The 12,316-nt window shown below is 65.9% G+C and carries 17 protein-coding genes; 5 read left to right on the forward strand and 12 right to left on the reverse strand.

All coding sequences use genetic code 11. The features are described from left to right. Positions 1-10 precede the first annotated feature (10 nt). Positions 11-1,090, reverse strand: coding sequence for a DUF475 domain-containing protein (locus GL300_RS03020; RefSeq protein ID WP_155038080.1), 1,080 nt, complete (start codon positions 1,088-1,090; stop codon positions 11-13). 99 nt (positions 1,091-1,189) lie between these two features. Here GL300_RS03020 and GL300_RS03025 point away from each other — a divergent pair, with 99 nt between their 5' ends. Continuing rightward, positions 1,190-1,870 (forward strand): DUF1045 domain-containing protein, encoded by a 681-nt coding sequence (locus GL300_RS03025; protein ID WP_155038081.1) that lies wholly within the window; start codon positions 1,190-1,192, stop codon positions 1,868-1,870. A 66-nt stretch (positions 1,871-1,936) separates the two neighbouring features. Then, positions 1,937-3,049, forward strand: coding sequence for an amidohydrolase family protein (locus tag GL300_RS03030; RefSeq protein WP_155038082.1), 1,113 nt, complete (start codon positions 1,937-1,939; stop codon positions 3,047-3,049). 3 nt (positions 3,050-3,052) lie between these two features. Here GL300_RS03030 and GL300_RS03035 read toward each other — a convergent pair whose 3' ends face one another. The 8 genes from GL300_RS03035 to GL300_RS03070 form a co-directional block, all read right to left on the reverse strand. Further along, complete coding sequence (locus GL300_RS03035; RefSeq protein WP_343042887.1) at positions 3,053-4,258, reverse strand: glycerate kinase type-2 family protein; 1,206 nt, start codon at positions 4,256-4,258, stop codon at positions 3,053-3,055. Positions 4,259-4,278: 20 nt separating this feature from the next. Continuing rightward, the gene (locus tag GL300_RS03040) at positions 4,279-5,229 is read right to left on the reverse strand and encodes a 2-hydroxyacid dehydrogenase (RefSeq protein ID WP_155038084.1); all 951 of its coding nucleotides are present in this window, start codon (positions 5,227-5,229) and stop codon (positions 4,279-4,281) included. Beyond that, positions 5,229-5,582, reverse strand: a complete 354-nt coding sequence (locus GL300_RS03045; protein WP_155038085.1) for a tRNA-binding protein — start codon at positions 5,580-5,582, stop codon at positions 5,229-5,231. Before GL300_RS03045 ends, GL300_RS03040 begins: the two co-directional genes overlap by 1 nt. Further along, on the reverse strand, positions 5,579-6,385 hold the full coding sequence (gene proC / locus GL300_RS03050; RefSeq protein ID WP_155038086.1) for a pyrroline-5-carboxylate reductase: 807 nt from the start codon (positions 6,383-6,385) through the stop codon (positions 5,579-5,581). The genes GL300_RS03045 and proC overlap by 4 nt, the downstream gene beginning before the upstream one ends. Before the next feature lie 46 nt (positions 6,386-6,431). After that, the gene (locus tag GL300_RS03055; protein WP_155038087.1) at positions 6,432-6,932 is read right to left on the reverse strand and encodes a type III secretion system chaperone family protein; all 501 of its coding nucleotides are present in this window, start codon (positions 6,930-6,932) and stop codon (positions 6,432-6,434) included. Between the two features lie 242 nt (positions 6,933-7,174). After that, positions 7,175-8,218, reverse strand: coding sequence for a 5-(carboxyamino)imidazole ribonucleotide synthase (locus GL300_RS03060; RefSeq protein ID WP_155038088.1), 1,044 nt, complete (start codon positions 8,216-8,218; stop codon positions 7,175-7,177). Next, complete coding sequence (gene purE / locus GL300_RS03065) at positions 8,211-8,696, reverse strand: 5-(carboxyamino)imidazole ribonucleotide mutase (protein WP_155038089.1); 486 nt, start codon at positions 8,694-8,696, stop codon at positions 8,211-8,213. The genes GL300_RS03060 and purE overlap by 8 nt, the downstream gene beginning before the upstream one ends. A 73-nt stretch (positions 8,697-8,769) precedes the next feature. Continuing rightward, positions 8,770-8,988: a YdcH family protein gene (locus GL300_RS03070; protein ID WP_155038090.1), complete on the reverse strand. Its 219-nt coding sequence runs from the start codon at positions 8,986-8,988 to the stop codon at positions 8,770-8,772. 168 nt (positions 8,989-9,156) lie between these two features. On the opposite strand from GL300_RS03070, the gene GL300_RS03075 reads away from it, so the two are divergent. Together GL300_RS03075 and GL300_RS03080 are read left to right on the forward strand one after the other, a co-directional pair. Further along, positions 9,157-9,567: an Hsp20 family protein gene (locus GL300_RS03075; RefSeq protein ID WP_155038091.1), complete on the forward strand. Its 411-nt coding sequence runs from the start codon at positions 9,157-9,159 to the stop codon at positions 9,565-9,567. Positions 9,568-9,580: 13 nt separating this feature from the next. After that, a complete protein-coding gene (locus GL300_RS03080; protein WP_155038092.1) occupies positions 9,581-9,808 on the forward strand; it encodes a DUF1150 family protein in 228 nt (75 codons plus the stop codon). A 57-nt stretch (positions 9,809-9,865) separates the two neighbouring features. Here GL300_RS03080 and GL300_RS03085 read toward each other — a convergent pair whose 3' ends face one another. Next, positions 9,866-10,348: a hypothetical protein gene (locus tag GL300_RS03085; protein WP_155038093.1), complete on the reverse strand. Its 483-nt coding sequence runs from the start codon at positions 10,346-10,348 to the stop codon at positions 9,866-9,868. Positions 10,349-10,504: 156 nt separating this feature from the next. On the opposite strand from GL300_RS03085, the gene GL300_RS03090 reads away from it, so the two are divergent. After that, entirely contained in the window at positions 10,505-10,711 is a 207-nt protein-coding gene (locus GL300_RS03090) for a TOBE domain-containing protein (RefSeq protein ID WP_155038094.1), read from the forward strand. Positions 10,712-10,713: 2 nt separating this feature from the next. Here GL300_RS03090 and GL300_RS03095 read toward each other — a convergent pair whose 3' ends face one another. Together GL300_RS03095 and GL300_RS03100 are read right to left on the reverse strand one after the other, a co-directional pair. Beyond that, the gene (locus tag GL300_RS03095; RefSeq protein ID WP_155038095.1) at positions 10,714-11,523 is read right to left on the reverse strand and encodes a glycosyltransferase family 2 protein; all 810 of its coding nucleotides are present in this window, start codon (positions 11,521-11,523) and stop codon (positions 10,714-10,716) included. Beyond that, positions 11,520-12,299, reverse strand: coding sequence for a hypothetical protein (locus GL300_RS03100; protein ID WP_155038096.1), 780 nt, complete (start codon positions 12,297-12,299; stop codon positions 11,520-11,522). The genes GL300_RS03095 and GL300_RS03100 overlap by 4 nt, the downstream gene beginning before the upstream one ends. Between the last annotated feature and the right edge of the window lie 17 nt (positions 12,300-12,316).

The raw sequence follows: 12,316 nt of genomic DNA on the forward strand, positions 1-12,316 counted from the left end.
CGCGCCTTGGTCATTCGGTCCGGGCTTCGCCTTCGGCCTCGAAGCGGTCGGGATGGCGGCGGCGCCAGGACAGCGAGTTCACGAAGGCCACCGCGATGAAGCAGGCCCCCAGCAGCCCGGTGATCAGTTCCGGGATCTGGCGCAGGGTCTGGACGAACATGATGATCGACAGCACAAAGATCGACCAGAAGGCCCCGTGTTCAAGGTAGCGGAACTGGGCCAGCGTGCCCTTTTCGACCAGCATCACCGTCATCGAGCGCACATACATCGCCCCGATCCCCAGACCGATGGCGATCAGGAACAGGTTCTGGGTCAGGGCAAAGGCCCCTATCACCCCGTCGAAGCTGAATGAGGCATCGAGCACTTCAAGATAGAGGAAGGCGCCGAAGCCGCCGCGCGCCATGTCGCCCGTGCCGATCGAGCCGCCGCCCCATCGGTCAAGGATATGCCCCAGCGCATCGACCAGCAGATAGGTGATGACGCCCCAGATGGCCGCGATGACGAAGGTATGTTCCTTCTCCGCCGGCAGGAAATGCAAGACCACCATCATCGAGACGAGGACGAGGCCGACTTCCATGCCGCGGATCTCACCGATCTTGCGCAGGCCGGCTTCCACCCCGGCGATCCAGTCCACATCCTTGCTTTGGTCAAAGAAGTAGTTCAGCGCCACCAGCATCAGGAAGGCACCGCCGAAGCCCGCGATGGGCAGATGCGCCTCGTGGATGATGCGGGCATATTCGGCGGGCTGGGTGGCGGCAAGGCGCACCGCCTCGAACGGGTTCAGCCGGGCGGCGATGACCACGACCAGCAGCGGAAAGATCACCCGCATCCCGAAGACCGCGATGATGATGCCCCAGGTCAGGAACCGGCGCTGCCATTTCGGCGTCATCTGCTTGAGCTTGTTGGCGTTGACGATCGCATTGTCGAAGCTGAGCGAGATTTCCAGCACCGCCAGCACCGCCGCGATCAGGAAGAAGGACAGCGTTCCCGTCCCGGTGCCCGAATATTGCCAGCCGATCAATGCAGCAAGCGCCAGTCCGATGGCCGTCACGACGAAGGGCCAGGTCATGTAGCGGATCGTGGATTTCATACGGCGTCCTCGATTGTGGACATGCCCTTGCAGCCATAAGCTTGCCCGCGAAAGCGATCAACCCCGTCCCGTATCTGAGCCCGCGCAGGAAAAACCCCGATGAGCCATGCCCGATTTGCGATCTATCACCTGCCCGACGGCCCCCTGGCCGACATGGGAAGCGCCTGGCTGGGCTGGGACGCGCGTCAGGGGATGGCACCGCCGCGGCCCGATGTCGCCGAAGTGGCGGGTGATGCCGGGGCGCTGACCTCGGTTCCAATGCGCTATGGATTTCACGCGACGCTGAAGGCTCCGTTCCGCCTGCGCGAAGGCCATGACGTGCAAGATCTGGCCCGGCGCACCGCGCTGGTCTGCGATCAGCTTGCGCCCTTTGCGCTGGAACTGGAGCTGCGCTGCGACTGGGGCTTCGTGATGCTGCGCCCGTGCGTCCAGACCCCCGCCCTGCAGGCGCTGGAGCAGGCGCTGGTCACCCGCCTGGACGATCTGCGCGCGCCCCTTACCCCGGCGGAATATGCCCGCAGGCAGCCCGAACTGCTGCCGGAACGCGCCCGCGCGCATCTGGACCATTGGGGATATCCCTTTGTTCTGGACCAGTTCAACTACCACCTGACCCTGTCGAACGGCCTGCCCAAACCCGAGGCCGAGGCGCTGCGGGACGCGCTGGCCCCGACCTTTGCGCCGCTGATCGCACAGCCGATGCAGGTGCATTCGGTGGCGCTGCTGGCCGAGGAAGGCGACGGCCGGATGCGCATGATCCGCGAGTTTCCGCTGCGCGGCTAGCCGCATGTCACGCGGATTTCACAACCAAAGGGCATGATTTGCAGGACCAACTGGCCGGGACATGCCATGCCGCTTCTGCCTTCTCTACGCCTTGTCGGTGCGACCATCCTGCGCGATGGCGAGTTGCGGCAGCGCTCGGTCGCGATCGCGCGGGGCAGGATCAGCAAAGGTCCGTTGCCGGCGGTCGATCTGGATGGCTACCTGATCCTGCCGGGGATCATCGACCTGCTTTTGCGCCCGCAGCCCGTCCGGGCCGAGACAGCCCGCCGCGCCGTCAGCGCGGGCATCACCACCGCATGGCTAACCCCCGGCTGGTCCTGGCAGGCCGGGCATGACGCGCCGTGGCGGGATCAGGCGACACTGCGCGACGCCATCGGGCCGGGACTGCCCGACCTGCATCCGGCGATCAGCATCGAAAGCCACCGCACCGACAGCACCGCGGAACTGATCGAGCTGTGCCGGACCCTGAAGGTGGAGCTGGCCTGGTTCGAAAGCAGCTTTGCCCGGTTGCAGGACCTGCGCCAGCACGACACCCCCGCCTATGCGCATGAGGCACTGCGGCTGGGCATGGACCATGCCGATCTGTCGCGGATGCTGGACGATGCCGCCGGGCGGCGGCGCGAGGTGCCGCGCCACCTGTGCCGGTTGGCCGAGGCCTTTGACGACATGGCCCTGCGCTATGGCAGCGTCGGCGATACCGGCGGCGCCATGCGAGAGACCCATTCCATGATCGGGGCTGGGCTGGCCGCCTGCCCCGCCGCCCATTCCGCCGCCGCCGCCGCCCGCGCCATGGGCGATCCGGTGCTGCTTTCCGCCGCCGATGAGGATCGGTTGCGCGACCTGCTGCGCGGGGGGTTGGGCGATGTGATCGTCTCGGACGGCGCACCCGACCGTCTGGTGCCCCTGGCCCTGTCGCTGGCCGGGCCGGATCTGGCCGAGTTGCCGCGCATCTGGGCCATGCTCTCCTCGCGTCCCGCCGAGATCATGCGGCTGGCCGACCGTGGGCGGCTGGATCACGGTTGCCGCGCGGATGTCACCGTGGTCTCGCGCCGATCATGCCGGGTCGAGGCGACGATCTGCGCCGGTCGCCTTGCCTATCTCTCGGGCGAGGCAAGGCAACGCTTTGCCGATGCCGGGATCGTGCCGGGCAGCGAAGGCCCGGCCATCGCCGCCGAATAGGCGCTAGGCCCGGACCAGCACCGCCAGATCGGCGACATTGGTGCCGGTCGCCCCGGTGACCACCAGCGCATCACCCGCCAGCAATGCGGGGGTCGAATCGTTGCGGGAAAGCGCTGCGACCGGATCGACATCCGCCGTGCGGACCTTTGCCACCGTATCCGGTCCAACCAGCCCGCCCGCTGCCTCACCCGGCCCGTCGCGCCCGTCGCTGCCAACCGAGGCAAAGGCCCAGTCGAAGGGCACGGGATCGCCCTCGGCCAGCAGGGCAAGGCGCAGGGCCAGTTCCTGATTGCGCCCGCCCATGCCATCACCGACCAGCCGCACCGTGGTTTCACCACCGAAGGCCAGCGCCTGACCGGGGGCAAGGTCGCGGGCCAGTGCCCAGATGGCTTGCGCGCAATCCTGCACGTCGCCTTCAAGCGGAAACGCTGCCGTATCGGCCCCCGCCGTCACCATCGCCGCCACGGAAATCGCATTCGACCCGACGAGGATATTGCGCGCCTGCGGCAACGGGCGCGGATCGTCCGGGCGCGACAAGGCGGCACGGGCGGGCTCGGGCATCCGGTCCCAGATGCCCAGCCGCTTGGCCAGCGCCACCGCATCGGCCCGCGTGCCGACCGGCGCGACCGTCGGACCCGAGGCGATCACCCGCAGGTCATCCCCCGGCACATCCGACAGGATCAGCGCCACCACTGGTGCCGCCGACAGCCGCAGCCAGCCGCCGCCCTTCAGCCGTGACAGGCCCTGACGGATCAGGTTCACCTGCGCAATATCCGCGCCCGAGGCCAGCAGCAGCGCATTGACCGCCTGCTTGTCAGCCAAGGTCATCCCCTCAGCGGGCGCGGGCAGCATGGCCGAGCCACCACCCGAGATCAGCGCCAGAACCCGATCGTTCGGACCCACTGACTGCAACAACCGCTCGACCTCATCGGCGGCGGCAGCGCCTTGGGCATCGGGCTGGGGATGGCCTGCCCGCATGACCCGTGCGCCCGGCAGGGCGGCGTCATTGCCCGCATTGGTGACGACCAGCGCATCGCCCCCCGGCAGCGCCTGCAAGGCCGCCTTGGCCATTGCGCGCGCAGCCTTGCCCAAGGCGATGATCTGCCAGCGCCCGCCCTGCTCCGGCGGATTGGCCAGCACCTCGGCCATGCCGCGGCGCACGGCCTCGGCGGGATCGGCGGCGTTGATCCCCGCTTGGATCAGTGCCATGGCCCGGTCAGCGGGTCGCATCAGCCGACCCGGTCGGGCAAGGGCCGCCCCTCGGCATGGGCGACCAGATTGTTCAGCGCCCGCATGGCCATGGCGGTGCGCACTTCCTCGGCGGCAGTGCCCAGATGCGGCAGCAGGGTCACGTTCTCCATCGCGCAAAGCTCGGGCGAGACCTGCGGTTCGCGCTCATAGACGTCCAGACCCGCGCCCGCGATGGTGCCGCGCTGAAGCGCAGCAACCAGTGCCGCCTCATCGACGACATCGCCGCGCGCGATATTGATCAGGGTCGCGCCCGGCCCCATCAGCGCCAGTTCCCGCGCCCCGATCAGGTGGCGGGTGCCCGCCCCGCCCGGCACGGCGATCACCACGAAATCGCTGCCGCGCAGCAGCTCGTCCAGCCCCTCGACCTGCCGGGCCGGAAAATCCAGCGCCGAGACCAGCGAGCGGTTGTGGAACAGCACCTCCATGCCAAAGCCGAAATGGCAGCGCCGGGCGATGGCCTTGCCGATCCGGCCCATGCCGATGATGCCGACCGTCGCGCCGGTGACATGGCGGCCCAGCAATTGCGTCGGCTGCCAGCCGCGCCATTCGCCCCGGCGCAGCAGGCGTTCCCCCTCGCCCGCACGCCGCGCGGTCATCAGGATCAGGGTCAGGGCAATATCGGCCGTGGCCTCGGTCACCGCATCGGGGGTGTTCGACACCGCGATCCCTGCATCCGCCGCCGCGGCCACGTCGATATGATTGTAGCCCGCGCCGAAATTCGCGATCAGCTTGCAGCGCAGGTCCGCACCAAAGGCCGAGGCCGCAAAGCGGTCGCCCAGGGTCGGCATCACCGCATCGAAATCGCGCATGGCTTGCCCGGCCTCATCCGGGGTCAGCCCCTGTTCGCGGTCAAGGAACACCACCTCGAAACGCTCGCTCAGCGCGCGTTCCGCCGCATCGGTCATGCGGCGCGTCACCAGAAGCCGCATCAATACATCCTTCCCCCGATCGGCACCGGCTTGTCCGGCGTGATCAGGACGACCTCGCCGGTCTCGTCGGGCAGGCCCAGCACCAGCACCTCGGACCGGAACGGCCCGATCTGGCGCGGCGGGAAGTTCACCACCGCCAGCACCTGCTTGCCGATCAAAGTCTCGGGGTCGTAATGCCGGGTGATCTGGGCCGAGGATTTGCGCTCGCCGATCTCGGGGCCGAAATCCAGCCACAGCTTGATCGCGGGCTTCTTCGCCTCGGGGAAAGGCTCGGCGCGGATGATCCGCCCGGTGCGGATGTCCACGGCGGCGAAATCATCCCATGCAATCTCGGTGCTTGCTGCCTTGCTCATTTGCCCAACTCCCGTCCCCGCGCCGCCGCCGCCGCAATCGTGCGCCGCATCAAAGGCGGCAGCCCGGTTTCCCCGTCCATCAACTCGCGCAGACCCGCCGCCGTCGTCCCGCCGGGAGAGGTGACATTCTCGCGCAATACCGCCGGATCGGCATCCTCATGCACGGCCAAGGCTCCGGCCCCCGCGACAGTCGCCCGCGCCAAGGCCAGCGACAGTTCCGGCGCCAGCCCTTCGGCCACACCCGCCGCCGTCATCGCTTCGATCATGTGGAACACATAGGCCGGGCCCGAGCCGGACAGCGCCGTCACCGCATCCATCTGATCCTCGGAGTCCAGTCGCACGACGCGACCGACGGCAGACAGCAGTGCCTCGGCCAGACCCATCTCGGCCTCACCTGCGCGGGAGTTGCCGATGATCGCGGAAATCCCCTGCCCGATCGCGGCTGGCGTATTGGGCATGGACCGCACGATCGGCGATTGCGGGAAAGCGGCCTCATAGGCGGCAATGGTCACGCCCGCGGCCACCGACAACACCAGCGTATCCGCCCCGAAACCCGCCAGCTGCGGCAGCACCCCCGCCATCATCTGAGGCTTCACGGCAATGACCAGCACCGCAGGCGACTTCGGCAATTCACCGTTTACTGAAATACCCAGATCCGACAGTTCCGCACGCGGATTGGGATCGACCACATGCACCGCACTGGCCAGCAGCCCGTTCTTCAGCCAGCCGTCCAGAAGCGCACCGCCCATGCGGCCACAACCGATCAGCACCAGCCCGCGGGCGTTCAACGCCGAGATATCCATTGCATTCCCCCTGCTTCGCCGCCCGAACCGGTTTCAGGGGCGGCTCTCAGGCCCGTCCGTAGGCCTCGGACATGGCGATGTCCAGAGCCGCTTCGGGCGTGGCATCGCCCCAGCAGGCCAGCTGGAAGCAGGGATAGAAACGCTCGCAGGATTCGATGGCGTTGCGGATCATCTGGTCGATCTGCTCGGGTGCCGCGATGGCATCGCCCGACAGCACCAGACCGTAGCGCCAGACCATCAGCTTCTGCGGCCCCCAGAAAGTGAAGCCGCCATCCCAGACCTGATCATTGGTCAGGTTCAGCACCTCATAAAGCGAGGGCAGCTTGTCCACCGGAGGGTCCATGTCGAAGGTGCAGATCAGGCGCAGCACCTCTTCGCGGGGCGACCATGCCAAGGTCACCGAATAATTGCGCCACAACCCTTCGACGGACATCGCGATCTGATCTTCGGCGAGCCGGTCGAAATCCCATTCGTGATGGGCGGCGACACATTCGACGATGTCGATCGGGTGGATCTCGTCACTATGGATGAAGTCTACCTGCGCCATCTTCCCCCTGCCTTTCCAGAGTGGCCAATCCCCAGCCTTTGGAGACCGCAACTACACCCGGCGTTTCCCTAAGGTCTGCCTACCAGATATCGTGTTACCAATCCACGAGGGTGTAAAGCGAAAATTCGGTTACCGCCCCGGTTTTGCTGCATCTGCATCGTCGCGCAAAATCACCGTGCAGATGCAAAAACGGCGCAAGGTTTCCCCCGCGCCGTCCAGAAAATCCGGATGCCCGCCCCTGGTTACAGGACGCGGTTCACATGCCCCATCTTGCGGCCGGGCCGGGCCTCACCCTTGCCGTACAGATGCACCTGCGTGCGGGCCTGCGACAGCAGCGCGGGCAGACGGTCCATGTCGTCGCCGATCAGGTTCTCCATCTCGACATCGGCATAGCGCTGACCGTCGCCCAGCGGCAGGCCGACCACGGCGCGGATATGCTGCTCGAACTGGTCGACGGCGCAGCCCGCCTGCGTCCAATGGCCCGAATTATGGACCCGAGGCGCGATTTCGTTGACGAACAGCCCTTCGCGGGTGACGAACAGTTCGACCCCCATGACGCCGATATAATCCAGCGCATTGACGATACGCGCCGCGATCAGCACCGCATCGGTCAGCAGCGATTGCGACAGACCGCAAGGCACGGTCGTAGTGCGCAGGATGCCTTCGCGATGGACATTCAGGCCGGGGTCAAAGGCCGAGACCTGACCATCCGCGCCGCGTGCGACGATGACGCTGATCTCGGCGGAAAACTCGACAAACCCTTCCAGAACCGAAGGCGCGCCGGTCCATTCCCGCTGGTCCTGATCCTTGAAGCGGATCTGGCCCTTGCCGTCATAGCCCATGCGCCGGGTCTTCAGGATCGCGGGCGCACCCAGATCCTGCAGCGCGGCGGGCAGGTCGGCTTCGGTTTCCACATTGCGATAGGGCGCGGTGCGCAGCCCGATTCCCGACAGGAAATCCTTTTCCGTCAGCCGGTCCTGCGACACGGCCAGCGCCCGGCGGTTCGGACGGATCGGCCGGATCGATTCCAGCAGGTCCAAGGCCGCCGTCGGCACGTTTTCAAACTCATAGGTGATGACATCGACCGACTCGGCAAAGGCGCGCAGGGCGGCCTCATCCTCGTAAGGGGCATTGGTCACGGCATGGGCGACATCGGCGGCAGGTGCGGCACCCGGCTCATAGACATGGCAGCGATAGCCCAGACGGCTGGCGGCCACGGACAGCATCCGGCCCAACTGCCCACCGCCAAGAATGCCGATGGTGGAACCCGGTTTCAGCTCAGTCATCCTTCGGCTCCTCGGGGATCGAGGCCGACAGCGCCTCACGCCACGCATCCAGACGCGCGGCCAGTTCGGGATCGTTGATGGCCAGAATGCCCGCGGCCATCAGCCCGGCATTGGCCGCACCGGCAGCACCGATGGCCATGGTGGCGACCGGATAGCCCTTGGGCATCTGCAGGATGGAATACAGCGAATCGACGCCCGACAGCGCCTTGGTCTGGACCGGCACGCCGATCACCGGCACGCGGGTCTTTGACGCCATCATGCCGGGCAGATGGGCCGCGCCCCCCGCCCCCGCGATGATGACCTGAAGGCCCCGCGACACGGCGGTCTTGCCATAATCCCACAGCCGGTCCGGCGTGCGATGGGCGCTGACGATCTTGGTCTCGTAGCCAATCCCCAGCTCATCCAGAATGGTCGCGGCCTCGCGCATGGTGGGCCAGTCGGACTGGCTGCCCATGATGATTCCGACGGGTTTTTCCATAGGCTTGCCCCCTTTCGCGCGCGTTTCCCACGCCCTAATGCGGGCGCGGCCCGGATGCAATCAGACGATGATGTCAGGCGATGATGTCGGGCAGCAGCTCATCTTCCAGCCGGGCGATCCGATCCTTCAGCGACAGCTTCTGCTTTTTCAGCCGCTGGAGCGTCAGCGAATGGGTCAGCACCTGATCCGACAGCGCCGCAATCGCCTCGTCCAGGTCCCTATGCTCGCGCTTCAGCACGGCCAGCCGCGTGCGGGCGATTTCTTCGTGGGACATCTCGTGCTGGGCGTTCATTTCGGGCCTCGGGCTGGACTGCGCCCGTTATAACCCAGCGCAACCGCAGTGTTAATGGGCAAGCGGGCCGCCCTTGCACAGCCGCAACCCGACCCACATATTGAGGCTTGCCGGATCGCCATCCTGGGGTCCGGCCGACAGTCGCTTTGATGCAAAGGGCTTGGGAACATGACCAAGATCAGTCTGGCCGCTCATCCGTTCCTGCTGGGATTCGATCAGCTTGAACGTCTGGCCGAGCGTGCCGCCAAGGGTGCCGAAGGCTATCCGCCCTATAATATCGAACATCAGGGCCCGAACGGCTTTCGTATCACTCTGGCCGTGGCTGGGTTTTCGGACGACGATCTGGCCATCACGCTTGAGGACCGCCAGCTGGTGATTCGCGGACGACAGGCGGAACCCGACGAGGGCCGCGTCTTCCTGCATCGCGGCATCGCCGCCCGTGCCTTCCAGCGCAGTTTCGTGCTGGCCGACGGGGTCGAGGTGATGTCTGCGGGTCTGGAAAACGGCCTTCTGAACATCGACCTGCGCCGCTCGGTTCCCGACAGCATCGTGCAAAGCATTCCGATCAGCCGCAAATGAAAGGGGATCGCCAATGAACGAGAAATTCGATTTCGGCCCGGATAGTTCGGGCAACACCGTCTACATCCGCCGTGTCGAGCTGGCCTCCCTGCCCGACGAGGTGCGCGAACAGGTTGAGGGCGTCGAGGCGCTTTATGCCGTCCATGGCGTCGACGGGGAACGTCTGGCACTGGTCAAGGATCGCAGCATGGCCTTCATGCTGGCCCGCCAGAATGAGTTGGAGCCGGTCAGCGTCCACTGACCCTCAGCCCCTGCAATAGCGCGCCGTCCTTCCGACCGAAGGGCGGCGCGTTTCGCTTTATGGCAGCGAGCGACCGCCTTCCGGGCGGCGCATTTCCAGCAGCGTCATCGGCGTGGTCCCGGCCCGGTCCGTCGCGGCCGCAGCCGCTGCGACTTCGGCCGAGGCCGCCTCGGTCGGCGTCGCAGGCGTGGTCGCCTTGCGCTGATAGGTGACGGTCCCGGTCGCCTGCTTGGTCCCGCCGTCGCAGGTCGCGGTAAAGGCCATCAGCCCGTCATCGCCCGGTGCCTCGCTATATGTCGCGACCTTGCCCCCGTTGCAATTCAGACCCAGCGACTGCTTGACGGTCTCGGCGTTGAAGCTGGCCGGGTTGTAGACGCCGGTCAGGTTGCCATCGGCGATGTTCACGGTCAGGTGGTCAGGGTTGGCGACGGTCTTTTCCTCGGTCGAGGCGCAGCCCGCCAGCAGCGCGATGGCGACAATCCCGCCCAGCGCCGAAATTCTGCGGTAAGAAACAATTCCATCGAAGATCTTGGTCGGCATTTTCATCCCCCAGACGATGACGTTGCTGCGTGACAACGACAGCAGGGGGAAGCGGTTCCCGTGACGTTGACAATTGCGTGATCAAAACAGAGGAAATCCGTTTGCTTCGACCAATTGGCCCGTCCAGACTGCGCAAAGTTGTACCCGGAGGACCCCATGAAAATCAGCGCGCGCAATATCCTTGACGGCACCATCGTCGAAATCACCAAGGGCGCCGTCACCAGCCACATCAAGCTGGATATCGGCGGCAAGACCGTCACCGCCTCGATCACCAACGAATCCGCAGCCGAACTGGGGCTGGAGGTTGGCGGCAAGGCCTCGGCGGTGATCAAGGCCTCGGACGTGATGATCGGGGTGAAGTAAACCTAGCCGGGAAAACCGTAGCGGGCGACCATCGCCTGCACGGCCCGGTCATTGCCGTCGCCCACCAGATTGCCGCCACGCAGGTTTTGCGCCTGCGTGCCCGGCCATTCGGTGATGCGGAAGCGCCCGCCGATCTTGGCGGGCTGCGATCCCGCCAGACGGTGCATGAAATACAGCCAGACATCATCGGCCGAGGGGGCAAGCTGCTGAAACAGCGCCGCATTCGTCACATCTGGATGAAACACACCCGGCGCATAGAGCACGCCCCCGACACCGGTCGGAAAGATCAGCGCGGATGCATCCGGTGCTGCGATATTCCTTTGCCAGTCGCCATAGCTGCGCGGCATGCCGTCCGCCCCCAGCGTCACCCGATGCGCGCGGTGGCAGACGACGCCCGCATCCGCATGAGCGACCAGCTTTTCCAGCCAGTCGGCGGGATAATAGACATCGTCATCGGCGGTGACGATATAGGCCCCCGGTGCCTCCAGCAGCGCAGGCACGATCTTCTTGTAGCTGCGCCAGTTCGGGCAAATCTGCCATTCGACGCTCGAGGCACGGATTTCCGGGGTCAGGCGGTGCTGATCGCCCTCATCCAGCCACAGGATCACCCGGTCGGGGCGCACCGTCTGGCGCATCAGCGATTGCAGCACCAGATGCAGGCTGGCGAAACGCGCGTGATAGCTGGTCAGGCTGACCACCAGTTCCGCCCCCAGCCCATGCGGGCGTGGCGTGATCTGGCGGGCGGCGATCTCGGCCTCGGCGGCACGAATGCGGCGGGATTGCTTCCAGCGCCGGAACGCGTCGGCGATCATCCCTGCCAGGCCTTGCGCAGCCAGTCGATCTTGCCGATGCGGCGGTACCATTTATGGCCGCGCCCGGCAAAGACGTCCTCCATCTTGGGCGCGCCCGCGAACAGCACGATCTTGGCCCCTTCGGGCAGGGTCGGATCGCTGAAATAGCTTAGCACGTTCCACGGCACGCAATCGTTCTTGAAGCTGACGCACCAGCCACGGGGCCAGTAATGCAGGTTTTCCTGCTCGGCCAGCTGCGCGGATTGGAACTGCTGGCTGATCTCATAATTGCCGGTCGCGGCCTTGGGATCGTCCAGATAGGCGTCCAGAATGTAGGAATGCGCGCCGATCTCGTAGCGAAAGACCGAGGAATTGCCGACCGAATTCAGGAAGCGGTCGCGTTCCGGGTTGATCTTGCGCAGCGGCTTCGAGCGGAACAGGTCGTCGTCGCGGATGATGAAGAACTCGCCCGGCAGGTCGAAGAAGGGCTGCAGGTCATCGACAACCACCAGATCCAGATCCAGAAACAGCGCCGTCATCCCGGTGAAGCCGCCCAGATCATGGCGGAACAGCGCGAGCTTCCTCCAGCGGGTATCGCCATGCCCCGGCGGCAGGCCCAGTTCGGGCAAGGCCAGCGCCTCGACCCCCGGATCGATGCCTTTGGCGTCGTCGGTGAAGCAGATGAAGCGATGCGGCCGGGCCAGATGACGCTTCACCTGCCGGTACAGGCGGTTCACATCCTCGGCGCCATAGATCGTGCCCCATTTCATGGTCAGGATCAGGACGGGTTCGGTCATCTGCACACCTTTGGCTC

The organism is Paracoccus litorisediminis (assembly GCF_009711205.1).
Classification (GTDB): domain Bacteria; phylum Pseudomonadota; class Alphaproteobacteria; order Rhodobacterales; family Rhodobacteraceae; genus Paracoccus; species Paracoccus litorisediminis.

Bases quoted from the DNA above. Each gene is read 5' to 3' on its own strand.
- GL300_RS03020 (WP_155038080.1), bottom strand. From the start codon at position 1,090: ATGAAATCCACGATCCGCTACATGACCTGGCCCTTCGTCGTGACGGCC.
- GL300_RS03025 (WP_155038081.1), top strand. From the start codon at position 1,190: ATGAGCCATGCCCGATTTGCGATCTATCACCTGCCCGACGGCCCCCTG.
- GL300_RS03030 (WP_155038082.1), top strand. From the start codon at position 1,937: ATGCCGCTTCTGCCTTCTCTACGCCTTGTCGGTGCGACCATCCTGCGC.
- GL300_RS03035 (WP_343042887.1), bottom strand. From the start codon at position 4,258: ATGGCACTGATCCAAGCGGGGATCAACGCCGCCGATCCCGCCGAGGCC.
- GL300_RS03040 (WP_155038084.1), bottom strand. From the start codon at position 5,229: ATGCGGCTTCTGGTGACGCGCCGCATGACCGATGCGGCGGAACGCGCG.
- GL300_RS03045 (WP_155038085.1), bottom strand. From the start codon at position 5,582: ATGAGCAAGGCAGCAAGCACCGAGATTGCATGGGATGATTTCGCCGCC.
- proC (WP_155038086.1), bottom strand. From the start codon at position 6,385: ATGGATATCTCGGCGTTGAACGCCCGCGGGCTGGTGCTGATCGGTTGT.
- GL300_RS03055 (WP_155038087.1), bottom strand. From the start codon at position 6,932: ATGGCGCAGGTAGACTTCATCCATAGTGACGAGATCCACCCGATCGAC.
- GL300_RS03060 (WP_155038088.1), bottom strand. From the start codon at position 8,218: ATGACTGAGCTGAAACCGGGTTCCACCATCGGCATTCTTGGCGGTGGG.
- purE (WP_155038089.1), bottom strand. From the start codon at position 8,696: ATGGAAAAACCCGTCGGAATCATCATGGGCAGCCAGTCCGACTGGCCC.
- GL300_RS03070 (WP_155038090.1), bottom strand. From the start codon at position 8,988: ATGAACGCCCAGCACGAGATGTCCCACGAAGAAATCGCCCGCACGCGG.
- GL300_RS03075 (WP_155038091.1), top strand. From the start codon at position 9,157: ATGACCAAGATCAGTCTGGCCGCTCATCCGTTCCTGCTGGGATTCGAT.
- GL300_RS03080 (WP_155038092.1), top strand. From the start codon at position 9,581: ATGAACGAGAAATTCGATTTCGGCCCGGATAGTTCGGGCAACACCGTC.
- GL300_RS03085 (WP_155038093.1), bottom strand. From the start codon at position 10,348: ATGCCGACCAAGATCTTCGATGGAATTGTTTCTTACCGCAGAATTTCG.
- GL300_RS03090 (WP_155038094.1), top strand. From the start codon at position 10,505: ATGAAAATCAGCGCGCGCAATATCCTTGACGGCACCATCGTCGAAATC.
- GL300_RS03095 (WP_155038095.1), bottom strand. From the start codon at position 11,523: ATGATCGCCGACGCGTTCCGGCGCTGGAAGCAATCCCGCCGCATTCGT.
- GL300_RS03100 (WP_155038096.1), bottom strand. From the start codon at position 12,299: ATGACCGAACCCGTCCTGATCCTGACCATGAAATGGGGCACGATCTAT.